Source organism: Spongiivirga citrea, from assembly GCF_010671565.1.
Classification (GTDB): Bacteria; Bacteroidota; Bacteroidia; order Flavobacteriales; family Flavobacteriaceae; genus Spongiivirga; species Spongiivirga citrea.
In genome coordinates, this window is sequence record NZ_JAABOQ010000001.1 from 679,855 (window position 1) to 703,010 (window position 23,156).

General features: G+C 38.0%; 35 protein-coding genes. 1 reads left to right on the plus strand and 34 read right to left on the minus strand.

What is annotated here, in order from left to right; all coding sequences use genetic code 11:
- Nucleotides 1-105 precede the first annotated feature (105 nt).
- The 34 genes from GWK10_RS03080 to rpsL all read right to left on the minus strand — a co-directional run bounded on the left by GWK10_RS03080 (nucleotide 106) and on the right by rpsL (nucleotide 19,562).
- Entirely contained in the window at nucleotides 106-975 is an 870-nt protein-coding gene (locus tag GWK10_RS03080; protein ID WP_164029425.1) for a LytR/AlgR family response regulator transcription factor, read from the minus strand.
- A gap of 118 nt (nucleotides 976-1,093) precedes the next feature.
- A complete protein-coding gene (gene carA / locus GWK10_RS03085; RefSeq protein WP_164029426.1) occupies nucleotides 1,094-2,203 on the minus strand; it encodes a glutamine-hydrolyzing carbamoyl-phosphate synthase small subunit in 1,110 nt (369 codons plus the stop codon).
- A gap of 163 nt (nucleotides 2,204-2,366) precedes the next feature.
- Entirely contained in the window at nucleotides 2,367-2,951 is a 585-nt protein-coding gene (rplQ, locus tag GWK10_RS03090; RefSeq protein WP_164029427.1) for a 50S ribosomal protein L17, read from the minus strand.
- A gap of 61 nt (nucleotides 2,952-3,012) precedes the next feature.
- Nucleotides 3,013-4,005, minus strand: a complete 993-nt coding sequence (locus GWK10_RS03095) for a DNA-directed RNA polymerase subunit alpha (RefSeq protein ID WP_164029428.1) — start codon at nucleotides 4,003-4,005, stop codon at nucleotides 3,013-3,015.
- A gap of 20 nt (nucleotides 4,006-4,025) precedes the next feature.
- Nucleotides 4,026-4,631, minus strand: a complete 606-nt coding sequence (rpsD, locus tag GWK10_RS03100; RefSeq protein ID WP_164029429.1) for a 30S ribosomal protein S4 — start codon at nucleotides 4,629-4,631, stop codon at nucleotides 4,026-4,028.
- Nucleotides 4,632-4,710: 79 nt separating this feature from the next.
- Nucleotides 4,711-5,094 (minus strand): 30S ribosomal protein S11, encoded by a 384-nt coding sequence (gene rpsK, locus GWK10_RS03105; RefSeq protein WP_164029430.1) that lies wholly within the window; start codon nucleotides 5,092-5,094, stop codon nucleotides 4,711-4,713.
- 12 nt (nucleotides 5,095-5,106) lie between these two features.
- Nucleotides 5,107-5,481: a 30S ribosomal protein S13 gene (gene rpsM / locus GWK10_RS03110; protein WP_164029431.1), complete on the minus strand. Its 375-nt coding sequence runs from the start codon at nucleotides 5,479-5,481 to the stop codon at nucleotides 5,107-5,109.
- A 3-nt stretch (nucleotides 5,482-5,484) separates the two neighbouring features.
- A complete protein-coding gene (gene ykgO, locus GWK10_RS03115; protein WP_008992256.1) occupies nucleotides 5,485-5,601 on the minus strand; it encodes a type B 50S ribosomal protein L36 in 117 nt (38 codons plus the stop codon).
- Nucleotides 5,602-5,654: 53 nt separating this feature from the next.
- Nucleotides 5,655-5,870 (minus strand): translation initiation factor IF-1, encoded by a 216-nt coding sequence (gene infA / locus GWK10_RS03120; RefSeq protein WP_011710675.1) that lies wholly within the window; start codon nucleotides 5,868-5,870, stop codon nucleotides 5,655-5,657.
- A 2-nt stretch (nucleotides 5,871-5,872) separates the two neighbouring features.
- Complete coding sequence (secY, locus tag GWK10_RS03125; protein ID WP_164029432.1) at nucleotides 5,873-7,231, minus strand: preprotein translocase subunit SecY; 1,359 nt, start codon at nucleotides 7,229-7,231, stop codon at nucleotides 5,873-5,875.
- Nucleotides 7,232-7,244: 13 nt separating this feature from the next.
- Nucleotides 7,245-7,697 (minus strand): 50S ribosomal protein L15, encoded by a 453-nt coding sequence (gene rplO, locus GWK10_RS03130; protein WP_164029433.1) that lies wholly within the window; start codon nucleotides 7,695-7,697, stop codon nucleotides 7,245-7,247.
- A gap of 12 nt (nucleotides 7,698-7,709) precedes the next feature.
- On the minus strand, nucleotides 7,710-7,892 hold the full coding sequence (rpmD, locus tag GWK10_RS03135; RefSeq protein WP_164029434.1) for a 50S ribosomal protein L30: 183 nt from the start codon (nucleotides 7,890-7,892) through the stop codon (nucleotides 7,710-7,712).
- A 14-nt stretch (nucleotides 7,893-7,906) separates the two neighbouring features.
- Nucleotides 7,907-8,431 carry a 30S ribosomal protein S5 gene (gene rpsE, locus GWK10_RS03140; protein ID WP_164029435.1) on the minus strand — a complete coding sequence of 175 codons (525 nt, stop codon included), beginning with the start codon at nucleotides 8,429-8,431 and terminating at the stop codon, nucleotides 7,907-7,909.
- A gap of 5 nt (nucleotides 8,432-8,436) precedes the next feature.
- Entirely contained in the window at nucleotides 8,437-8,793 is a 357-nt protein-coding gene (gene rplR / locus GWK10_RS03145) for a 50S ribosomal protein L18 (protein ID WP_164029436.1), read from the minus strand.
- Between the two features lie 11 nt (nucleotides 8,794-8,804).
- Nucleotides 8,805-9,347, minus strand: a complete 543-nt coding sequence (gene rplF / locus GWK10_RS03150) for a 50S ribosomal protein L6 (RefSeq protein ID WP_164029437.1) — start codon at nucleotides 9,345-9,347, stop codon at nucleotides 8,805-8,807.
- Nucleotides 9,348-9,365: 18 nt separating this feature from the next.
- Nucleotides 9,366-9,764 (minus strand): 30S ribosomal protein S8, encoded by a 399-nt coding sequence (rpsH, locus tag GWK10_RS03155; RefSeq protein WP_164029438.1) that lies wholly within the window; start codon nucleotides 9,762-9,764, stop codon nucleotides 9,366-9,368.
- Between the two features lie 22 nt (nucleotides 9,765-9,786).
- Nucleotides 9,787-10,056, minus strand: a complete 270-nt coding sequence (rpsN, locus tag GWK10_RS03160) for a 30S ribosomal protein S14 (RefSeq protein ID WP_164029439.1) — start codon at nucleotides 10,054-10,056, stop codon at nucleotides 9,787-9,789.
- Between the two features lie 3 nt (nucleotides 10,057-10,059).
- Entirely contained in the window at nucleotides 10,060-10,611 is a 552-nt protein-coding gene (rplE, locus tag GWK10_RS03165; protein ID WP_164029440.1) for a 50S ribosomal protein L5, read from the minus strand.
- 2 nt (nucleotides 10,612-10,613) lie between these two features.
- Nucleotides 10,614-10,925 (minus strand): 50S ribosomal protein L24, encoded by a 312-nt coding sequence (rplX, locus tag GWK10_RS03170; RefSeq protein ID WP_164029441.1) that lies wholly within the window; start codon nucleotides 10,923-10,925, stop codon nucleotides 10,614-10,616.
- Nucleotides 10,926-10,936: 11 nt separating this feature from the next.
- Nucleotides 10,937-11,305: a 50S ribosomal protein L14 gene (gene rplN, locus GWK10_RS03175; protein ID WP_164029442.1), complete on the minus strand. Its 369-nt coding sequence runs from the start codon at nucleotides 11,303-11,305 to the stop codon at nucleotides 10,937-10,939.
- Nucleotides 11,305-11,562, minus strand: coding sequence for a 30S ribosomal protein S17 (gene rpsQ, locus GWK10_RS03180; protein WP_164029443.1), 258 nt, complete (start codon nucleotides 11,560-11,562; stop codon nucleotides 11,305-11,307). Before rpsQ ends, rplN begins: the two co-directional genes overlap by 1 nt.
- 15 nt (nucleotides 11,563-11,577) lie before the next feature.
- The gene (rpmC, locus tag GWK10_RS03185; protein ID WP_164029444.1) at nucleotides 11,578-11,769 is read right to left on the minus strand and encodes a 50S ribosomal protein L29; all 192 of its coding nucleotides are present in this window, start codon (nucleotides 11,767-11,769) and stop codon (nucleotides 11,578-11,580) included.
- Between the two features lie 11 nt (nucleotides 11,770-11,780).
- Nucleotides 11,781-12,200 carry a 50S ribosomal protein L16 gene (gene rplP, locus GWK10_RS03190; RefSeq protein WP_164029445.1) on the minus strand — a complete coding sequence of 140 codons (420 nt, stop codon included), beginning with the start codon at nucleotides 12,198-12,200 and terminating at the stop codon, nucleotides 11,781-11,783.
- Between the two features lie 20 nt (nucleotides 12,201-12,220).
- Nucleotides 12,221-12,943 carry a 30S ribosomal protein S3 gene (gene rpsC, locus GWK10_RS03195; RefSeq protein WP_164029446.1) on the minus strand — a complete coding sequence of 241 codons (723 nt, stop codon included), beginning with the start codon at nucleotides 12,941-12,943 and terminating at the stop codon, nucleotides 12,221-12,223.
- 8 nt (nucleotides 12,944-12,951) lie between these two features.
- Complete coding sequence (gene rplV / locus GWK10_RS03200; protein WP_164029447.1) at nucleotides 12,952-13,359, minus strand: 50S ribosomal protein L22; 408 nt, start codon at nucleotides 13,357-13,359, stop codon at nucleotides 12,952-12,954.
- Nucleotides 13,360-13,368: 9 nt separating this feature from the next.
- Nucleotides 13,369-13,647 carry a 30S ribosomal protein S19 gene (gene rpsS, locus GWK10_RS03205; RefSeq protein ID WP_164029448.1) on the minus strand — a complete coding sequence of 93 codons (279 nt, stop codon included), beginning with the start codon at nucleotides 13,645-13,647 and terminating at the stop codon, nucleotides 13,369-13,371.
- Between the two features lie 3 nt (nucleotides 13,648-13,650).
- Nucleotides 13,651-14,475 carry a 50S ribosomal protein L2 gene (rplB, locus tag GWK10_RS03210; protein WP_164029449.1) on the minus strand — a complete coding sequence of 275 codons (825 nt, stop codon included), beginning with the start codon at nucleotides 14,473-14,475 and terminating at the stop codon, nucleotides 13,651-13,653.
- A gap of 13 nt (nucleotides 14,476-14,488) precedes the next feature.
- Nucleotides 14,489-14,779 carry a 50S ribosomal protein L23 gene (rplW, locus tag GWK10_RS03215; RefSeq protein WP_164029450.1) on the minus strand — a complete coding sequence of 97 codons (291 nt, stop codon included), beginning with the start codon at nucleotides 14,777-14,779 and terminating at the stop codon, nucleotides 14,489-14,491.
- A gap of 6 nt (nucleotides 14,780-14,785) precedes the next feature.
- Nucleotides 14,786-15,415, minus strand: coding sequence for a 50S ribosomal protein L4 (gene rplD, locus GWK10_RS03220; RefSeq protein ID WP_164029451.1), 630 nt, complete (start codon nucleotides 15,413-15,415; stop codon nucleotides 14,786-14,788).
- Entirely contained in the window at nucleotides 15,415-16,032 is a 618-nt protein-coding gene (gene rplC / locus GWK10_RS03225) for a 50S ribosomal protein L3 (protein WP_164029452.1), read from the minus strand. Before rplC ends, rplD begins: the two co-directional genes overlap by 1 nt.
- Nucleotides 16,033-16,233: 201 nt before the next feature.
- Nucleotides 16,234-16,539, minus strand: coding sequence for a 30S ribosomal protein S10 (gene rpsJ / locus GWK10_RS03230; protein ID WP_007094989.1), 306 nt, complete (start codon nucleotides 16,537-16,539; stop codon nucleotides 16,234-16,236).
- Between the two features lie 11 nt (nucleotides 16,540-16,550).
- Nucleotides 16,551-18,677: an elongation factor G gene (fusA, locus tag GWK10_RS03235; protein ID WP_164029453.1), complete on the minus strand. Its 2,127-nt coding sequence runs from the start codon at nucleotides 18,675-18,677 to the stop codon at nucleotides 16,551-16,553.
- Nucleotides 18,678-18,682: 5 nt separating this feature from the next.
- Nucleotides 18,683-19,159, minus strand: a complete 477-nt coding sequence (gene rpsG, locus GWK10_RS03240) for a 30S ribosomal protein S7 (protein WP_164029454.1) — start codon at nucleotides 19,157-19,159, stop codon at nucleotides 18,683-18,685.
- A 28-nt stretch (nucleotides 19,160-19,187) separates the two neighbouring features.
- Nucleotides 19,188-19,562: a 30S ribosomal protein S12 gene (gene rpsL, locus GWK10_RS03245; protein WP_010230128.1), complete on the minus strand. Its 375-nt coding sequence runs from the start codon at nucleotides 19,560-19,562 to the stop codon at nucleotides 19,188-19,190.
- 344 nt (nucleotides 19,563-19,906) lie between these two features.
- Between rpsL and GWK10_RS03250 the strand changes: the two genes are divergently transcribed.
- Nucleotides 19,907-23,143 carry a SusC/RagA family TonB-linked outer membrane protein gene (locus GWK10_RS03250; protein WP_164029455.1) on the plus strand — a complete coding sequence of 1,079 codons (3,237 nt, stop codon included), beginning with the start codon at nucleotides 19,907-19,909 and terminating at the stop codon, nucleotides 23,141-23,143.
- Nucleotides 23,144-23,156 lie beyond the last annotated feature (13 nt).

The following is a 23,156-nucleotide window of genomic DNA, read 5'->3' on the forward strand; positions in this document are numbered from 1 at the left end:
AGTCCTACAACTAACATCCTAGTGACTAATGTTACCAATGACAAAGGGATGTTATAAAGAACAAAGAAAAGAAACTTAGCCAATAAGGCCTTTCATGGACTGAAATTAATTTCTCCTCGATATTGTTGTATCAAAAAATCGAATATTAGCACGTGACACGGGAATTTTATCTTTTACACCAGACAATGATAACATATAACCTTGAGCATTGCCGGAAACCGAATTAATGTAATTACTATTTACAAGAAAAGAGCGATGTGTTTTTATAATATGTACGTAATCTTTAAGCTGGTTTTCCAGTTCCTTAAGTGATATACGAACCATCGTTCTATTGGCACCTGTTTCATTTCTCAAAAAAATATCGGTGTAATTTCCATCTACTTTCGCGAAAACGAAATCTGATAATTTCAGATCAAAGTACTCTGATTTAAGCGGAGTTTTAATTGTTACTAGAACCTCCTTCGGTTCTGCCGAACTGTTCAGATTAATACCTTTAGCTTTTTTCTTATATTTCGATAATAACCTTTCTAAATTAAGAGGTAACACGACTGCAACAATTAAAATTCCCACCAGAAATGTGTTTCGTATCTCTTCAAAAAAATAACGTGAAGACCAATTATCTGGTTTGTCATAGATAACATCACGTATCAAAAAACTACCAATTCCCACCAAAAAAAGGTAGATCGATATCCACAGAGCCTCTTTTCCAATCGACCAGTCAGTCTCTTCTTTTATAAGATTATTGAGTACTGAAAAAAATACAATTCCTAATAGCAGTGGCACTACGGAATGAATAACACAAATCCAGAAATAGTCGATTTTATGTTCTGCTCTATTCACCTCAAAAGGCTCAAACACGTAACTAAACAAAAAGCTTAAAGCTGAAATTAGTAACAATATCGCTATGACCTTTCTAATACTAGAATAATAATATGGATATGGATTTTTTAGATAGTCAATAGCATTTACTGGCATTCGAAAACGGAAATTTTGTATCACTAAAGTAAGGGAAATTGAAATATTTGAACAAAAAAAGACCTACAAGGTTTTTAAAAATCTTGTAGGTCTGTCTGTAGTCGCTAAACTACTATTTCTAATTCGCCTTGGCGATATTCTCAATAAACTGATCGAACAAATACAGCGAATCATTTGGTCCTGGGCTTGCCTCTGGATGGTATTGTACCGAGAAACAATTCTTATTTTTCATTTTAATTCCAGCTACCGTATCATCATTTAAATGAACATGGGTCACTTCAAGTTCGGTATTGGATTCAGCTTCTTCACGATTTACAGCAAAACCATGATTTTGTGAAGTAATCTCTCCTTTACCTGTAAGTAAATTTTTAACTGGATGATTAATCCCGCGGTGACCGTTGTGCATTTTATAAGTAGACACTCCGTTTGCTAAAGCGATCACTTGATGCCCTAAACAGATACCGAATAAAGGTTTATCTTTTTCAATGATTTGTTTAGCAACGCCAATGGCACTTTTTAATGGCTCAGGGTCACCAGGACCGTTTGATAAGAAATACCCGTCAGGATTCCATGCTGCCATATCTTCGAACTTAGTGTCGTATGGAAATACTTTTACGTACGCCCCGCGACTTGCTATATTTCTTAGAATATTCTTTTTGATACCAATATCTAAAGCGGCAACTTTATAATTCGAATTCTCATCACCAAAATAATACGGTTCTTTAGTTGATACTTTAGAAGCCAATTCTAGTCCGTCCATATTCGGAACTGCCGCCAATTGCTTTTTTAGTTCATCCAGCTTCTCGACTTCTGTGGTAATAACACCGTTCATAGCACCATTGTCACGAATATGACTTACCAAGGCACGGGTGTCGACATCAGAAATGGCTATTAGATTGGATTTTGCTAGAAAATTCTCCAATGAATCGTCGGCCTGTTCTCTAGAATATTGATAACTAAAATTACGGCATATTAATCCTGCGATCTTAACAGAATCTGATTGAGACTCTTCCTCTTTGGTACCATAGTTACCAATATGTGCATTGGTCGTAACCATTAACTGACCGTAGTAGGATGGATCGGTGAATATTTCTTGATATCCCGTCATACCGGTATTAAAACAAACTTCACCGAATGCGCTACCTTCTGTTTCTCCCACAGCTTTACCGTGAAAAATGGTGCCATCGGCTAATAAAATAAGGGCTTTTTTTCTTGATTGGTACTTCATCTTGTTGTGCTGTTTTATTCTATTTCAATTTGTATTCAAAAATCTCGTCAATACACGAGCTGCAATTTATTTTTAAACATTAACCGTTTTCGGTTACAAAAAAACATAAAAAAAAGGATAAACTTAAAAGCTTATCCTTTTTGATATTAACGAATAATGTTCATTACTCTTTCGTTTCTTCAGCGTTGTCGTCTGCTTTAGGCTCTTCTGCTGGAGCTTCTTCAGCTTTCGTTTCTTCTACAGCTTCTGCTTTCGCCTCAGTTGCAGTTTCTTCAACTTCTGCTTTTACTTCTTCTACTGTCTCTTCAACCGCGACAGGAGCATCAGCTTTTTTCTTAGAACGGCTACGACGTGATTTCTTCTTAGCGGGTGTTCCAGACGTGTAGGTCTCGTTAAAGTCTACCAACTCGATCATTGCCATTGAAGCGTTATCACCTAAACGATTTCCCATTTTAATGATACGTGTGTATCCCCCTGGGCGATCGCCAACCTTTGTTGCTACTTCTCTAAAAAGTTCACCAACAGCTTCTTTTTGTCTTAAGTAACTAAATACTATACGACGGTTGTGCGTAGTGTCTTCTTTAGATTTTGTAACTAGCGGCTCTACAAATTGCTTTAATGCCTTTGCTTTCGCCACTGTTGTATTTATGCGCTTGTGCTCAATTAATGAACAAGCCATATTGGCCAACATCGCTTTTCTATGCGCTGTTTTACGACCTAAATGATTAAATTTCTTTCCGTGTCTCATCTTCGTTAGATATGAGATTTTAGATGTTAGATATTAAAATCTAACTTCTGTAATCTATACGTTAATCCTTGTCTAATTTATATTTGGTAAGGTCCATACCGAAGTTTAGTCCTTTTACATTTACTAGCTCTTCAAGCTCAGTTAATGATTTTTTACCAAAGTTTCTGAATTTCATTAAATCGTTCTTGTTGAAAGATACTAGGTCACCCAATGTATCAACTTCAGCAGCCTTTAAACAGTTTAATGCACGTACTGAAAGATCCATATCAATCAACTTTGTTTTAAGAAGTTGACGCATATGTAATGACTCTTCATCATAAGTCTCAGTCTGAGCGATTTCATCCGCTTCAAGAGTAATGCGCTCATCAGAGAACAACATGAAGTGGTGAATAAGTGTTTTAGCAGCTTCGGTTAATGCATCCTTAGGATGGATAGATCCGTCAGAAACGATTTCGAAAACCAATTTTTCGTAGTCAGTTTTTTGCTCAACACGGTAATTCTCGATGCTGTACTTTACATTCTTAATTGGAGTGTAAATAGAATCGATTGCAATAGTACCGATTGGCGAACTTGACTTTTTGTTCTCTTCAGCAGGAACATAACCACGACCTTTCTCGATAGTAATGTCCATATTGATGTTTACAGAAGGTTCCATATTACAGATAACCAAGTCTGGATTTAGTACTTGAAAACCTGAGATGAACTTCTGGAAATCTCCAGCAGTTAACTGCTCTTTTCCTGTTACTGAAATAGCTACTGCTTCGTTGTCAACATCTTCGATTTGACGCTTGAAACGAACTTGTTTCAGATTAAGGATGATTTCTGTTACATCTTCTACCACACCATCAATCGTTGAAAATTCGTGATCTACCTTATCCATACGGATTGAGGTGATTGCAAATCCTTCAAGTGATGATAACAGCACTCTTCGCAGAGCGTTACCAACTGTCAATCCATATCCAGGTTCAAGTGGACGGAATTCGAATTTTCCTTCGAATTCAGATGAATCGATCATGATAACCTTATCCGGCTTTTGAAAATTTAGTAATGCCATAATTTAGTTGTGGTAAATTATTATTTAGAATACAATTCGACGATTAGTTGCTCTTTAATGTTTTCTGGAATTTGAAGACGCTGAGGAATAGTAACAAACGTTCCTTCTTTCTTTTCAGAATTCCAAGTAATCCATTCGTAAACGCTACTGTTTGATTGTAAAGCATCTTCAATAGCCACTAACGATTTTGATTTTTCTCTTACAGCAACAACATCACCAGGTTTTAATGAGTATGATGGAATGTTTACCAAGTTACCATTAACCGTAATGTGTCTGTGCGATACTAACTGACGAGCACCACGTCTTGACTTAGAGATACCCATACGGTATACTACGTTGTCTAGACGACGCTCACAAAGTTGCAATAATACCTCACCGGTTACGTCATTACTACGCTTTGCTTTTTCGAACAAATTGCGGAATTGACGCTCTAAAATACCATAAGTGTATTTTGCTTTTTGCTTTTCCATTAACTGAACAGCGTACTCAGATTTTTTTCCACGACGACGGTTGTTACCGTGCTGCCCTGGAGGGTAATTTCTTTTTTCGAACGACTTATCGTCTCCGAAGATCGCTTCGCCAAATTTACGAGCGATTTTAGTTTTTGGACCAGTATATCTTGCCATTTCTAAAATTTAAAAAGTGGGGTTATGAATTAAGGTCTCTTTCCTTCGATAACCTAGTTCCACTTCGATTTATACTTAATTAAACTCGACGTCTTTTTGGTGGACGACAACCATTGTGTGGTAATGGAGTAACATCGATAATCTCAGTTACCTCAATACCATTATTGTGTAAGGTTCTAATTGCCGATTCACGACCGTTACCAGGACCTTTTACATATACTTTTACTTTTCTTAGTCCAGCTTCGTGTGCTACTTTTGCACAATCTTCGGCTGCTAACTGCGCTGCGTATGGTGTGTTCTTTTTAGAACCACGGAAACCCATTTTACCGGCAGATGACCAAGAAATTACATCACCTTTTTTGTTGGTAAGTGATACAATGATGTTATTGAATGAAGCAGTAACATATGCCTGACCAACTGACTCAATAACCACTTTACGTTTTTTTGCTGCTGACTTTGCCATAACTACTACTTATTATTTAGTTGCTTTTTTCTTGTTAGCAACCGTTTTACGCTTACCTTTTCTTGTACGTGAGTTGTTTTTGGTACGCTGACCACGTAATGGAAGACCAGAACGGTGGCGAATACCACGGTAACAACCAATATCCATTAAACGTTTGATGTTTAACTGAACTTCTGAACGTAATTCACCTTCGATGGTATAAGTACCTACAGCTTCACGAATACGACCAATTTCGTCATCCGACCAATCTGATACTTTAGTACTTTCATCTACTTTTGCAGCTTTCAAGATCTCTTGCGCTCTGCTTTTTCCGATACCAAAGATGTAGGTTAATGCGATAACCCCTCTTTTTTGCTTTGGTACATCTACTCCTGCGATTCTAGCCATAACTTACCCTTGTCTTTGTTTAAATCTAGGATTCTTTTTATTAATTACGTACAATCTTCCCTTACGACGCACAATCTTGCACTCGGGACTTCTCTTTTTTACTGATGCTCTTACTTTCATCGTTGTCTATTTATGATTTTAGAAATACGATTATCTAAAATCTAATATCTTTATTAGTATCTATAAGTAATTCTTGCTTTGGTCAAGTCGTATGGACTCATTTCCAATTTCACCTTATCACCTGGTAACAACTTAATGTAATGCATACGCATTTTACCAGAAATGTGAGCGGTTACTACGTGACCGTTTTCTAGTTCGACACGAAACATTGCGTTTGACAATGCTTCGATAATCGTTCCGTCTTGTTCTATTGCTGCTTGTTTAGCCATAATTATGCAACTACTTTTCTATTTTTTCCGGTTTTCATCAAACCATCATAGTGGCGATTAAGCAAATATGCATTAACCTGCTGCATGGTATCGATTGCAACTCCAACCATGATTAATAATGAGGTACCACCATAAAATAGTCCCCAGTTAGGCTGCACTCCCATTAAATTAACCGCAAAGGCAGGAAAAATAGCAATAGCTGCTAAAAATATCGAACCTGGCAGTGTAATTTGAGACATGATCTTATCTAGATACTCAGAAGTTTCAGTACCCGGACGAATACCAGGAATAAAACCACCGCTGCGTTTAAGATCATCAGCCATTTTGTTTGTAGGTACCGTAATTGCAGTATAGAAATATGTAAACACAATTATTAATAAAGCAAACACAAGGTTGTACCAGAAACCAAACATATTATTACCAAAGTTGGTTTGTAACCATTGACCAACATTAGAATCTTTTAAGAAAGATGCACTACCGATTAATCCAGGAACAAACATAATTGCTTGTGCAAAGATAATTGGCATTACACCTGATGCATTTAATTTTAGTGGAATGTATTGACGGCTTCCCATTACATTGCGCTCATAACCACCTGAAGCAGTACGACGCGCATATTGTACTGGTATTTGGCGAACCGCCATTACCAACAATACACTTAACAAAATAATGATCAACCATACTACTACTTCAATTAGTACAAGCATCCATCCGCCGTTACCAGCACCTAATCTAGCAACAACTTCTTGAACGAAGAACTGTGGAAGTGTCGCAATAATACCTACCATAATTAAGATAGAAATACCATTACCAATACCTTTATCAGTAATTTTTTCTCCTAACCACATTGCAAAAACACAACCGGTTACAAGAATTAATACTGATGGAATCAACCAATCTAAACCACGACCCATAATGAATGCACTTTCGTCAACTCCTAAAGTACCAAGACTTAATAAGTATGAAGGCGCTTGTACCAAACAGATACCAATGGTTAACCAACGTGTTATTTGATTGATCTTTTTACGACCACTTTCACCCTCTTTTTGTAGCTTTTGCAAATAAGGTATAGCAATACCCATTAACTGCACCACAATCGACGCAGAAATGTATGGCATAATACCTAATGCGAATACAGATACATTTGATAAGGCACCACCAGTAAATGCATTAAGCAATCCACCAATACCACCATCAAAGTTATCACTAAAAGCCGACCCTAAAAGAGAGCTATCAACACCAGGAAGTGCTACTCGCGTACCGAAACGGTATACTAGTAAAAGACCCAACGTAATCATAATACGATTACGTAGTTCTTCAATCTTCCAGATGTTTGATATAGTTTCTACTAATTTCTTCATTCTAAACGATCAATTACAATGTTACAGCTTCTCCGCCTGCTTTTTCGATAGCAGCTTTTGCTGTAGCAGTAAATTTATGTACGGTTATTTTTAAAGAAGCTTTTAATTCACCTCTTCCTAAAATCTTAACCAAGTCATTTTTACCAGCCATACGGTTTTCAACCAATACGTCCATGTTCACAACATCTTTGATTACACCTGCATCTACCGCTTCTTGTAAACGATCTAAATTGATACCTGTGTACTCTTTTCTGTTAATGTTGGTAAAACCAAACTTAGGCACTCGACGTTGTAAAGGCATTTGACCACCTTCAAAACCGATTTTACGAGAATAACCTGAACGTGACTTAGCACCTTTGTGACCACGTGTAGCGGTACCACCTTTTCCAGAGCCTTGACCACGACCTACTCGTTTTCCAGCATTTTTTACTGAACCTGCAGCTGGTTTTAAGTTACTTAAATTCATAACTCTATATTATTATTTAGTTTCTTCAACAGAAACTAGATGATTAACTGTTCTTACCATACCAAGAATGTTAGGCGTGTTGTCATGCTCTACTACTTGGCCAATTTTACGCAAACCTAAAGCCTCTAACGTTCTCTTTTGATTCTGAGGACGTCCGATTCCGCTTTTTACTTGCTTTACCTTGATCTTTGCCATCTCTATTCTTAGTCTTAAGCGTTAAATACTTTTTCTACTGAAATACCACGTTGCTTAGCAATCGTACGAGCATCTCTTAACTGTAATAAAGCATCGAAAGTTGCTTTTACCACATTATGCGGGTTTGATGAACCTTGTGATTTTGAAAGTACATCATGTACACCTACTGCTTCTAATACCGCACGAACGGCACCACCAGCAATTACTCCTGTACCAGGAGAAGCAGGCTTGATAAATACACGTGCACCACCAAATTTACCTTTTTGTTCGTGTGGTACTGTTCCTTTTACTAAAGGAATACGTACTAGGTTTTTCTTAGCATCTTCAACTGCTTTAGAAATTGCTTCAGCAACTTCTTTAGATTTACCTAGACCGTGACCTACTACACCGTTTTCATCACCAACCACAACGATTGCTGAGAAACCGAATGCACGACCACCTTTAGTTACTTTGGTTACACGTTGTACACCAACTAAACGATCTTTTAATTCAAGTCCGCCCGGTTTTACTGTCTCTGCACTTTTATATTTCTGAAACATAATTCTTAGAATTTTAATCCGGCCTCTCTTGCACCGTCTGCTAATGATTTAACTCTACCGTGATACAAGTAACCACCTCTATCGAACGCTACTTTTTCAACACCAGCTTTTGTTGCTTTTTCAGCAACTGCCTTACCTACTAGTGTAGCGATCTCAGTTTTATTACCCTTTGCTTTTGCAATCTCTTTGTCTCTTGACGAGGCTGATGCTAGAGTTACCCCATTTACATCGTCGATTACTTGAGCGTATATTTCTTTGTTGCTTCTAAAAACAGCAAGCCTTGGTGTTGTTGCAGTACCAGAAATAGTTTTTCTGATTCTATAACGAAGACGCTGTCTTCTATCAGTTCTTGATAATGCCATAATACTATTGATTATGCTGATTTACCAGCTTTTCTTCTTATTTGTTCACCTACAAACTTCACACCTTTACCTTTATAAGGTTCTGGCTTACGGAAGCCTCTAATTTTCGCTGCTACTTGCCCAACTAATTGCTTGTCATGCGAAGTTAGCTTTACGATTGGATTCTTTCCTTTTTCAGATATAGTTTCCACTTTTACCTCAGGAGCAAGGTTTAATACGATGTTATGAGAGAACCCTAAAGCCAAATCTAATTTTTGACCTTGGTTAGAGGCTCTATACCCTACACCAACAAGCTCAAGCTCTTTTGTGAATCCTTTTGAAACACCTTCAACCATATTATTGATAAGCGAGCGGTATAAACCGTGCTTAGCTTTATGATCTTTAGATTCCGTAGGACGCTCAAGAACTATATTACCCTCTTCTTGCTTTACAGTAATATCAGCAATTTCTTGCGTCAATTCGCCAAGCTTACCTTTTACAGTAATCGCTCCTTCTTTTATATCTATTGTAACTCCTTCTGGAATTGCAATTGGACTTTTACCTATTCTTGACATTTCTTTGTCTTTTACTAATTAGTAAACGTAACACAGTACTTCACCACCAACGTTTTCTTTTTGCGCTTGCTTACCTGTCATTACTCCGTGAGAAGTAGACACGATTGCAACACCCAAACCGTTTAAAACGCGAGGTAGTTCTTGAGCACCAGCATACTGACGTAAACCTGGTGTACTGATACGTTGAATTTTTTTGATAACAGGTTCTTTTGTGAACTTGTCATATTTAAGTGCAATTTTGATATTACCTTGAACGGCATTCTCATCAAACTTATAACTTAAAATAAAACCTTGATCGAATAAGATCTTAGTCATATCTTTTTTCAGGTTTGATGCAGGCACTTCTACAACACGGTGTCCAGCTGCGCTGGCGTTACGTATTCTTGTTAAAAAATCTGCTATAGGATCTGTAAACATTTGTTATCCTTTTAAATCGTTATTACCAACTTGCTTTTCGAACTCCAGGAATTAACCCTTTGTTAGCCATTTCACGGAACATTACACGAGAAATACCAAACTGGCGCATATATCCTTTAGGTCTACCTGTTAACTTGCAACGGTTGTGCATACGCACTGGTGAAGCATTTTTAGGCAATTTCTGCAATGCTTCGTAATCACCTGCCTCTTTTAACGCTTTACGCTTAGCAGCATACTTAGCAACCGTTTTCGCGCGCTTACGTTCGCGGGCTTTCATTGATTCTTTAGCCATATACTAGTTCTTTTTAAAAGGTAATCCTAATTCTGTTAATAATGATTTTGCTTCCTTATCGGTATCAGCCGAGGTCACAAACGTAATATCCATTCCTGAGATGCGGTTTACCTTATCGATATCGATCTCTGGGAAAATAATCTGCTCTGTCACACCTAAGTTGTAATTTCCGCGACCATCAAAACCATTAGCTTTGATACCTTGAAAATCACGTACCCTTGGTAAGGCAGCAGTTACCAATCTATCTAAAAATTCGTACATACGATCACCACGTAAAGTTACTTTAGCGCCAATTGGCATACCCTTACGTAATTTGAATGATGCAACATCTTTCTTGGACATCGTTGCAATTGCTTGTTGACCCGTAATTCTGGTCATTTCATCAACTGCATAGTCGATTAGTTTTTTATCAGCTACAGCAGCACCAACTCCGCGAGATACAACAATCTTCTGAAGTTTAGGAACCTGCATTACATTTTTGTAACCAAACTCTTCTTTAAGAGCGGAAACAACTCTGTCTTTATATTCGTCTTTTAATCTAGGTGTATAACTCATGACTAGATAACTTCGTTAGATTTTTTTGAATATCTCACTTTCTTGTCACCTTCCATTTTAAAACCTACACGTGTTGTTTGACCATCAGCGGTTAACAACGATAGGTTTGAAATTTGAATAGGTGCTTCTTTTTCTACAATACCACCTTGAGGATTTTGAGCACTTGGCTTGGTATGTTTTTTTACAACATTAATACCCTCAACGATTGCTTTGTTCTTAACACGATCAACGCTTAGTACTTTTCCTTCTGATCCTTTGTGATCTCCAGCAATTACCTTTACGTTGTCTCCTGATTTTATCTTTAGCTTTGTCATCTTCTCTAAAATTAAAGCACTTCTGGCGCTAATGATACAATCTTCATAAACTGCTTGTCACGTAACTCACGAGCAACAGGACCGAATACACGAGTACCTCTCATCTCTCCTTGTGGGTTTAACAATACACAAGCATTATCATCGAAACGAATGTAAGATCCGTCAGGACGTCTTACTTCTTTCTTGGTACGAACTACTACTGCAGTCGATACAGTTCCCTTTTTAACACTACCATTTGGGGTAGCATCTTTAACGGTTACTACAATCTTGTCTCCAACAGAAGCATATCTCCTTTTTGTACCTCCTAGCACACGAATCGTAAGGACTTCCTTAGCTCCGGTGTTGTCTGCTACTTTTAATCTAGATTCTGTTTGTACCATTACTTAGCTCTTTCAATGATTTCTACTAACCTCCAACATTTAGATTTACTTAAAGGTCTTGTTTCCATGATCTTTACAGTATCTCCTTCGTTGCAGTCGTTATTCTCGTCGTGCGCTACGTATTTTTTCGTTTTTAAAACGAACTTACCATACATAGGGTGTTTTACTTTTTTCACCTCAGAAACCACAATTGATTTCATCATTTTGCTACTAGTAACAACTCCTATACGCTCTTTTCTTAAGTTTCTTTTTTCCATCTGATCAAGTGACTACTACTGTAGTTCTCTTTTTGTTAATTCAGTCGCAATTCGTGCAATAGTTCTGCGAGCAGAACGAACTTGAATTGGATTTTCTAATGGAGAAATTGCATGAGCCATTTTCAGGTCAGCGTAACTCTTTTTAAACTCACCAAGCTTTTCTTGAAGCTCAGCTACCGATAATTCTTTAATTTCAGATTGTTTCATCGTTAAATAAATTATGCTTCGTAGTCTCTTGCTACAATAAACTTAGTTTTTACTGGCAATTTCTGTGCTGCCAAACGCAATGCTTCTTTAGCTGTGTCATAAGGAACACCACTAATTTCGAACAATACACGTCCCGGCTTTACAACAGCTGCCCAATATTCTACCGCACCTTTACCTTTACCCATACGTACTTCTAATGGCTTTTTGGTAATAGGCTTGTCTGGAAATATTTTAATCCACAACTGGCCTTCCCTTTTCATGTAACGCGTTGCTGCGATACGAGCTGCCTCTATTTGACGAGACGTTAGGAAATTTGAGTCTAATGATTTAATACCAAACATTCCGTTTGAAAGCTGGTGTCCACGTCCGGCATTACCTTTCATGCGACCCTTTTGCTGCTTGCGGAATTTTGTTTTTCTAGGTTGTAACATTTCTTACTTTCCTTTAAAAATTACTTTCTGCGACGTGCGCCATCACGGCCACCTTTTCTATCACCACCTTTTCCTGATTGCTTTTTGGACATACCAACAAGCGGAGAAAGTTCTCTTTTTCCGTACACTTCGCCTTTCATGATCCATACTTTAACACCCAATCTACCATAAGTAGTGTGAGCTTCAACTAAAGCATAGTCAATATCTGCCCTGAAGGTAGATAATGGAATACGACCATCTTTGTAAGATTCAGAACGTGCCATTTCAGCCCCGTTTAATCTTCCAGAGATTTGGATCTTAATTCCCTCAGCATTCATACGCATCGCAGCCGCGATAGCCATCTTGATTGCACGACGATACGAGATACGATTCTCGATTTGTCTTGCAACACTAGCAGCTACTAAATGTGCGTCTAGCTCAGGACGTTTGATCTCAAAAATATTGATCTGTACTTCCTTATTAGTAATTTTCTTAAGCTCTTCTTTTAACTTGTCTACCTCTTGGCCACCTTTACCAATAATGATACCTGGTCTTGCCGTAGTGATAGTAACGGTTACAAGTTTAAGCGTACGCTCAATAATTACTCTACTTACACTAGCTTTTGATAAACGAGCGTGAACATACTTGCGGATTTTATCATCCTCAGCAAGTTTGTCTCCATAGTCGTTACCACCATACCAGTTAGATTCCCATCCTCTGATAATACCTAGGCGATTTCCTATCGGATTTGTTTTCTGTCCCATACTACGTCTTAGCTTTGTGTATTATTGTTAGCACCTAACACGATCGTCACGTGGTTAGATCTTTTTCTTATTCTATGAGCACGACCCTGTGGTGCTGGGCGTAAACGCTTTAACATTGCTCCACTGTCTACTTTTATTTCTTGCACAAAAAGATTTGCATCTTCAATGCTTGCATCTTCATTTTTAGCTTGCCAGTTAGCGATTGCAGAAAGTAGTAATTTCTCTACTCTACGTGCAGCCTCTTTTTGACTAAACTTTAAAATAGCAAGTGCTTTTTCTACATTTTCACCACGAACTAAATCCGCTACTAAACGCATTTTTCTAGGTGATGTAGGGCAGTTATTCAACTTAGCAAAAGCAACCTGTTTGTTGGCTTCTTTTATTTGCTGCGCTCTTTCTCTTTTACGAACTCCCATAGCTACTTATTATTTTTTTCCTTTATTCTTCGCACCTGCATGACCACGGAATGATCTTGTTGGTGAGAATTCTCCTAACTTATGACCAACCATATTCTCAGTTACATAGACCGGTACAAATTGACGACCGTTGTGTACTGCAATAGTTTGTCCTACCATATCTGGAGTTATCATAGAGGCTCTAGACCATGTTTTGATAACTGCTTTCTTACCAGACTCTATATTAGTCTGTACCTTTTTTTCTAAACTGTGACGAACGAAAGGTCCTTTTTTAAGTGAACGTGCCATATCTTATTTCTTTCTTCGTTCTATTATATACTTATTACTCGCTTTAGTTTTAGAACGTGTTCTAAATCCTTTTGCTGGAAGTCCTTTTCTAGAACGTGGGTGACCACCTGAAGCACGACCTTCACCACCACCCATTGGGTGATCGACTGGGTTCATTGCCACTGGTCTTGTTCTTGGACGACGACCTAACCAACGACCTCTACCTGCTTTACCAGATACTAGTAACTGGTGATCAGAGTTAGAGATAGCGCCAATTGTCGCTAAACAATTAACAAGTATCATTCTTGTTTCACCTGAAGGCAACTTAACCGTAGCATACTTACCATCACGTGCCATTAACTGAGCAAATGCACCAGCACTACGCGCGATAACCGCACCTTGTCCTGGACGAAGCTCGATACAAGAAATGATTGTTCCTAAAGGAATATCACTTAAAGGCATTGCGTTACCAATTTCTGGAGCAACATTACTACCAGAAACTACTTTTTGCCCAACCTGTAAACCATTTTGAGCAATGATGTAACGTTTTTCACCATCTTCGAATTTTACCAATGCGATAAACGCAGTTCGGTTAGGATCATACTGAATTGATACAACTTCTGCAGCTGCATCTTTTCTATCGCGCTTGAAATCGATAATACGATACCTTTTCTTATGACCACCACCAATATAGCGCATGGTCATTTTTCCTTGACTGTTCCTACCACCAGATCTTTTTTTCGGAGCTAACAAGCTTTTCTCCGGCTTATCAGTCGTAATGGCGTCAAATCCATTTACAACTCTAAAACGCTGAGCTGGGGTTATCGGTTTTAATTTTCTAACTGACATTTTGTGTCTTTACTTATATATTACTGTAAAAGTCAATTGCTTCACCTTCTGCAATCTGAACGATTGCTTTTTTTGTAGCATTGGTTTTACCTCTTTGTAATCCCGTTTTTGTATAACGAACTTTACGTTCAGGATGATAATTTAAGGTTCTAACTTTCTCGACAGTCACACCGTAAGTTGCCTCAACAGCGTTTTTAATTTCGATCTTATTAGCCTTAGTATCAACATAAAACGTGTATCTGTTTAGCAATTCGCTATCAGCGTTTGCCTTCTCGGTAATAATCGGTTTTATTAAGATACTCATGTTGATCTATTTACTTAAATTAGACTCAATTCCTTCTACACTACTTTCAAAAAGCACAACACTGTTTGCATTAACAATTTTGTAAGTACTTAATTCTGAACTAGTTACAACTTCTGAGCGTTTTAAATTACGCGACGACAAATATACATTATTATTTGAGTCACCCAACACAAACAAAGACTTTTTGTTTTCAAGGCCTAAAGAGGCTAAAACATTGATGAAATCTTTTGTCTTTGGCGCATCGAAATTAAAGTCTTCGATTACGGTAATTGCCTTCTCATTTGCTTTAAGAGTTAAAGCCGATTTACGAGCTAAACGCTTTACGTTTTTATTCAATTTAAATCCGTAGTTACGCGGTCTAGGACCGAAGATTCGACCACCACCTCTAAACACTGGAGATTTAATACTACCTGCACGCGCGGTACCGGTACCTTTTTGCTTTTTGATCTTACGAGTACTTCCCGTAATTTCAGCACGTTCTTTAGCCTTATGAGTACCTTGACGTTGATTAGCCAAGTACTGCTTTACATCTAGATAAACTGAATGCTCATTAGGCTCTATTGCGAAAACAGCATCAGAAAGCTCAACCTTTCTTCCTGTTTCTTTTCCATTAATATCAACTACTGCTACTTTCATTACTTCTGAATGATTACGTATGAGTTTTTGTGACCAGGAACTGCGCCTTTAACAACAAGCAAGTTCTTGTCAGCCACTACTTTTAATACACGTAGGTTTTGAACTTTCACCTTCTCGTTACCCATTTGTCCTGCCATGCGCATACCTTTAAATACCCTTGCTGGGTAAGATGCAGCACCAATAGAACCAGGAGCACGCAGTCGGTTATGTTGACCGTGAGTAGCTTGACCTACACCGGCAAAACCGTGACGTTTTACAACACCTTGAAAACCTTTACCTTTTGAAGTTCCTGAAACATCAACAAACTCTCCTTCAGTAAAATGCTCAACTGTGATAGTATCACCTAATTTATACTCCTCTTCAAATCCTTGAAATTCGACAACTTTGTACTTAGGCGATGTTCCTGCTTTCTTAAAGTGACCTTGAGCCGCTTTAGGAGCACGTTTTTCTGCCTTGTCATCGAAACCAAGTTGAAGAGCTTCATACCCGTCAACCTCTTCGGTTCTGACTTGGGTAACGACACAAGGGCCAGCTTCGATTACTGTACATGGTATGTTTTTACCATTTTCGTCGAAGATGCTGGTCATGCCGATTTTCTTTCCTATTAACCCAGACATTTCTAATTTAGATTTGAGCCTCCGAACTCCAGATACTATATCCTTTATTCTTCTTCTCTATTAATAATTATTTAAACTTTATCTCAAAATAAACGGGATCAAAACAAATTCGATCCCGAATATTATTTTGTTTCCGTTTTTCCCTAACCTGTCGTTAAGGACATGTTTTATAATTCTGAATTCAGAATTCTGAATTTAGAATTATACTTTGATCTCTACTTCAACACCACTTGGTAATTCCAACTTCATTAACGCGTCAATCGTTTTTGAAGATGAGCTGTAAATATCAAGTAATCTTTTGTAAGAACTTAATTGAAACTGCTCACGTGATTTTTTGTTTACGTGTGGAGAACGTAATACGGTAAAAATCTTTTTATGTGTTGGTAAAGGAATCGGACCTGTTACTACAGCTCCGGTAGTTTTTACCGTTTTTACGATTTTCTCAGCAGACTTATCTACTAAGTTGTGATCGTAAGACTTTAGTTTTATTCTGATTTTCTGACTCATTTCTCTTTTATTTAAGCTTCAACACCTTTAGCAGCTTTGATTACCTCTTCTGCAATATTAGTTGGCGTTTCAGCATAGTGTGAAAATTCCATAGTAGATGTTGCTCTACCAGATGACAACGTTCTAAGTGATGTTACATATCCGAACATTTCAGATAATGGCACAGTAGCTTTTACCACTTTAGCACCAGCACGATCACCCATGTCACTAACTTGACCACGACGTCTGTTTAAGTCACCTACAATATCTCCCATGTTTTCTTCAGGAGTAAGAACCTCTAACTTCATAATTGGTTCCATGATCACAGCTTTTGCAGCTTTTGCAGCAGCCTTGTAACCAAGTTTTGCAGCAAGTTCGAACGAAAGTTGATCAGAATCCACATCGTGATACGAACCGTCTCTCAATGTAATCTTCATTGAATCCATTTCGTATCCAGCCAAAGGACCATTTTTCATAGCTTCTTTGAAACCTTTCTCTACAGAAGGAACAAATTCCTTAGGAACATTACCACCTTTAATTACAGATTCAAATGTTAAGCCAGTAGTACCTTCTTCAGCAGGCTCCATAGTAAATACGATATCTGCGAATTTACCACGACCACCAGATTGTTTCTTGTACACCTCTCTGTGATCAGCAGAAGCAGTAATTGCTTCTTTGTACTCAACCTGAGGCTGTCCTTGGTTAACTTCAACCTTGAACTCACGTCTAAGACGATCTACAATAATGTCTAAGTGAAGCTCGCCCATACCAGAAATAATAGTCTGACCTGAAGCTTCATCAGTTTTAACCTGGAAAGTTGGATCTTCTTCAGCCAATTTAGCTAAAGACATACCTAACTTATCAACATCGGCTTTTGTTTTAGGCTCTACTGCGATACCAATTACCGGATCAGGAAAATCCATAGATTCCAATACGATTGGAGATTTCTCAGCCGATAAAGTATCACCTGTTTTAATGTCTTTAAATCCTACAGCTGCTCCAATATCTCCTGCCTCAATATATTCGATGGCATTCTGCTTATTAGAGTGCATTTGGTAAATACGAGAAATACGCTCTTTTTTACCAGATCTATTATTAAGGACATATGATCCCGCATCTAAGCGACCAGAATATGCACGGAAGAATGCTAAACGACCAACAAAAGGATCAGTAGCAATTTTAAATGCGAGAGCAGCAAATGGCTCATTTACATCCGGCTTACGAACTTCTTCTTGCTCAGTATCAGGATTAACACCTACAATACCTTCTTTATCTGTTGGTGAAGGCAAGTAACGACATACAGCATCTAATAAGAACTGCACACCTTTATTTTTAAATGCCGAACCACAAATCATAGGAATGATAGCCATATCCATTACAGCAGCTCGAAGCGCAGCATGCACTTCTTCTTCTGTAATAGAATCTTCATCTTCCATGAATTTTTCTAAAAGGTTTTCATCATAAGTCGCAACCTCTTCAATTAAAAGTGCGCGATACTTACGAGCTTCCTCTTTCATATCTTCAGGAATATCGATTACATCAAAAGTCGCCCCTTGAGTTTCATCATGCCATACAATAGCACGGTTCTTCACTAAATCGATAATACCTTTAAAATCTGCCTCATCACCAATGTTTAATACAATTGGCACAGCGTTAGACTTCAACATATCTTTCACCTGCTGACAAACAGCAAGGAAGTTAGAACCTTGACGGTCCATTTTATTTACGAAACCAATACGAGGCACTTTGTAATTATCTGCAAGTCTCCAGTTAGTTTCCGATTGAGGCTCAACACCATCAACAGCAGAAAATAAGAAAACCAACCCATCAAGAACTCTTAATGAACGGTTTACCTCTACTGTAAAATCAACGTGACCCGGAGTATCGATAATATTAAAGTGATATCCTTTAGCATCCGCAGTTGGCTTCCCATTCTCAGTTGGGAATTGCCATGTACAAGTTGTAGCAGCCGAAGTAATGGTAATACCACGCTCCTGCTCTTGCTCCATCCAGTCCATAGTTGCAGCACCATCATGCACCTCACCAATTTTATGAGACACACCAGTATAATAAAGAATACGCTCGGTAGTAGTTGTTTTCCCTGCATCAATATGCGCAGCGATACCTATGTTTCTTGTAAATTTTAAATCTCTAGCCATTTTTATTAGAATCTGAAGTGAGAGAATGCTTTGTTTGCTTCTGCCATTTTGTGCGTATCAATTCTTTTCTTAACCGCAGCACCTTCTTCTTTAGATGCAGCTAATACCTCTGCAGCTAATTTTGCAGCCATTGACTTTTCATTTCTCTTACGAGAAAAACTAATCAACCACTTCATTGCAGTAGAGATTTTACGATCTGGTCGTATTGGCCTTGGAATCTGAAAAGTAGCACCACCTACGCGGCGACTTCTTACTTCTACATGAGGCATTACATTAGACAATGCATCTTTCCAAAGCTCTAAAGCTGTTTTTTCGTCGTCTTGTTTCTTTTCTTCCACGATATCAATCGCATCATAGAATACTTTAAAAGCTACCGACTTCTTTCCATCCCACATCATCATGTTTACGAAACGAGTTACTAACTGATCGTTAAACCTTGGATCTGGAAGAATCGGTCTTTTTTTCGCCTTTCTTTTTCTCATTACCTTATTATAATACTATATTATACTATTATTTCTTAGGGCGTTTTGCACCGTATTTAGATCTACGCTGTGTACGACCCTCAACACCAGCTGTGTCAAGTGCCCCACGAACGATATGATATCTAACTCCTGGCAAATCTTTTACCCTTCCGCCTCTAACCAATACTATCGAGTGCTCTTGTAGATTGTGACCCTCTCCTGGGATGTAAGCATTCACTTCCTTACCATTGGTAAGACGAACCCTTGCTACCTTTCTCATTGCTGAGTTTGGTTTCTTAGGCGTCGTAGTGTAAACACGTGTACACACCCCTCTTCGTTGAGGACACGAATCTAAAGCAGCCGATTTACTCTTCTTGGTTATTTTGGCCCTTCCTTTTCGTACTAATTGTGAAATTGTTGGCATAAATAAATTATGATATTTTTAAAACCCTCTTTTTGAGGGCTGCAAAGGTAGAAATATATTTGAACTATTCAAACCTATCAAGATTAATTTTAATCAGGTTATTTATTCATTTCAATTTTGATAAATCTTCAGTTCGAAAATAAAGCATAATCACAGAAAAAATCGATCTATTCTCGATCTTCAACTTGCAATCGATTTTACGATAATATTCTGTTAATATTTTATAACAATCGACCAATAATCTAACATTTACTTAAAGAAGAGTTAATTTTTATGACAAAAAAGTTGTGCGGTTAACATTAAATTATGATTTTTGGCGATAGCTAATTCAAATAATTTAAAAAATGAAAACAAAGTTTAGTGGATTTTTAACGCTATTGCTAGCGTTTGTAGTGCAACTATCCTTTGCTCAGGAAAAAACCATTACTGGTGTAGTAACAGACCAAAGCGGTCTGCCACTTCCTGGCGCAAGTGTAGTTGTTAAAGGTACCACAACAGGTACGCAAACTGATTTTGACGGTAATTACTCGATTCAAGCGAGTGCTGGTCAGATATTAGTTTATTCTTATGTTGGTCAAAAAACAGAAGAACGTACAGTTGGAGCTGCCAATACGATTAATGTGCAACTTAATGAAGATGCTACCGCACTTGAGGAGGTAGTTGTTACTGCACAAGGTATTCGTAGAGAGAAAAAGGCACTAGGTTATGCGGTGAGTACGGTAGGTTCTGAGCAATTAGAACAAAATCCGGAAAATGACATTAACCGTGTTCTTAACGGTAAAGCTTCAGGTGTTCAGATAACCCAAACAAGTGGTTTATCTGGTTCGGGTACTAACGTTGTTATTCGTGGTTACTCTTCATTTGGAGGAAGTAACCAAGCATTGTTTATTGTAGATGGTGTTCCTTATAACAATGACACCAATGCTGTTGGTGGCGCTAGGGTTGGTAACAACGGATCAAGTAGATCGTTAGACCTTGACCCTAACAACATTGAAAGTGTTAGTGTACTAAAAGGACTTGCTGCGGCAACTCTTTATGGTAACGATGGGCGTAATGGTGTAATTCTTATTACCACTAAATCAGGTTCAGCTAAAAACACAGTTAAGAAAAATGAAATTACTGTAACCCAGTCTTATTTTGTTAATCAGGTAGCTTCATTACCAGATTATCAAAATGAATACGGTAACGGTTTTGATCAAGCTTTCGGTTGGTTCTTCAGTAACTGGGGACCAAGTTTTAATAGAGATGGTGCTGCCGGATGGGGAGCTCAAAATGCTATTAACGGAACAGCCTCTGGAACGCCAGGTTTCTTACAACACCCTTACTCAACATCAACTCCAGCAATTCAAGCTGCATTCCCTGAGTTCCAGGGAGCACTTTACGAATGGAGACCATATGATAGTGTTGAAAACTTCTTCCGTACAGGTGGAACAAGTAACACATCGATAAGCTTTAGAGGCGGAAACGAAACAACTTCTTTTGGTGTTTCTTTTAGTCACCTTGATGAAAAAGGATTTACACCTGGGAATGGTCTTAGAAGAAATAACCTCTCTGTAGGTGGACGTTCTCAGCTTTCTAACAAGTTCACGATCTCTGGATCTATGAACTATTCTCGTACTGATTTCAAAACTCCTCCGGTAGCAGAGAGTGAAGGTAACGGTACGTTCTCTGCGGGAACTTCATCGGTTTTCGGACACTTATTCTTTACACCGCGTTCTGTTGATGTAGCCGGACTTCCTTTCCAGAACCCTGTAGATGGCTCTAGTGTTTACTATCGCCAAAACAACAGTATACAACATCCTTTATGGACAGTTGCAAATGCACAAATTTCTCAGTTGACAAATCGTATTCAAGGAAATTCAGTTGTACAATACGACTTTAATGACAACTTAAATATCTTCTACCGTTTTGGTATGGATGTTTATAGTGAGTTAACGAACAACTACCAAAATAAAGGTGGTATTGATTCAAACGTACTTGGATTTTTAAATACTTCAACTGTTCTTAGCGAAACTTGGGATCACAGTATCGTACTTAACGGTAATTACAACCTAACTGATAAGATTGATGTTACCTTTAACTTAGGTGCAACTTCACGAAGTGAAAACATTGACCAATCTGGTGTTGCAAGTTCTGGCCAAAATGCTTTTGGCATTTTAAGACACTTCAATTATGATGTTCAAGATGAAATTCAATTCAGCTCAACTTTGAATACTTTGGGTCTTTATGGTCAGGCACAATTTGATTATGATGATTACTTATACTTAACGTTGGCTGGACGTAATGATTGGGTTTCAAACCTACCAGGTGAGGTAAACAACTTATTTTACCCTTCTGCAAGTTTGGCATTTTTACCGACTGCAACCATCGAAGGTTTAAAATCTGAAAATGTTCTTAACTATTTAAAATTAAGAGCTAGTTATGGTACATCTGCACGTTTTGCTGGAGGATTCCCTGCAGTAAACACGCTTGATTTCAACACCCAACGTTTCCAAACAGATGGTGGAACAAACATTCCTGTAAACACCACTAATGCGCGTTTAGCGAATGCTGCTATTAAGCCAGAGCTTCAAACCGAAATTGAATTTGGTATTGAATCAAAATGGTGGCAAAATCGAATTACTTTAGATGCTTCTTACTTTACTAGAGTAACGGAAGATCTTATTATTCAAAACCAACCTTTACCGGTATCAACAGGTGTAACAGTTACAGCTACCAATATTGGTGAAATTGAAGGAAGTGGTATTGAAGCTGATTTAGGAATTGATATTTTTAGAAGTGAGGGAGATGGATTCAACTGGAATTCAAGAGTTAACTTCACGAAGTTTAAAAATACTGTTACTGATCTAGGTAATGATGTTGACCAAATTATCTACATAGGTGGATCGGGTCGAACTGGTGGTAACGTTGCTCGTGAAGGTTTTGAACTAGGTTCTATGGTTGGAACACGTATTGCAAGAGATGCTGACGGTAACTTTAGAGTAAATAGTGGTGGTACTTACGTTATTGAAAACGTAGATGAAGAAGGTTTAACACCTGTAGTTGGTAATCCAACTCCAGATTTTGTAATGAACTACATTAATACCTTAAGCTTTAAAAACTTTACTTTAGGTGTTCAAATTAACCATACTAAAGGTGGTGATATTGCATCCTCAACAGTAAGTACTTTATTAGGTCGTGGTTTAACGACTGATACTGTAGATCGTGAGAATACATTTATCTTGCCTGGTGTTAATCCAGCTGGAGGAACAAATACTGTTCAAATAAACAACTCCACTTATTACTTCTCTAACTTACTTTTCGGTCCAACTGAATTGAGAGTGTATGACGCATCAGTAATTCGTTTACAAGAAGTTTCTTTAAGCTATAGATTCCCGCAAAAGTTAATTGAAAAGACTCCATTCGGATCTCTTTCTATTACTGCTAGTGGTAATAACCTATGGTATGATGCATACAATACTCCAGAAGGAACTAATTTTGATCCAGGTGTTGCACTTGGAGTAGGAAATAGCCGTGGTTTTGAATTCATCAACGGACCAAGCGGTAAGAGATGGGGAATTAGCCTTAAAGCAACATTTTAATAAAGTAACACTA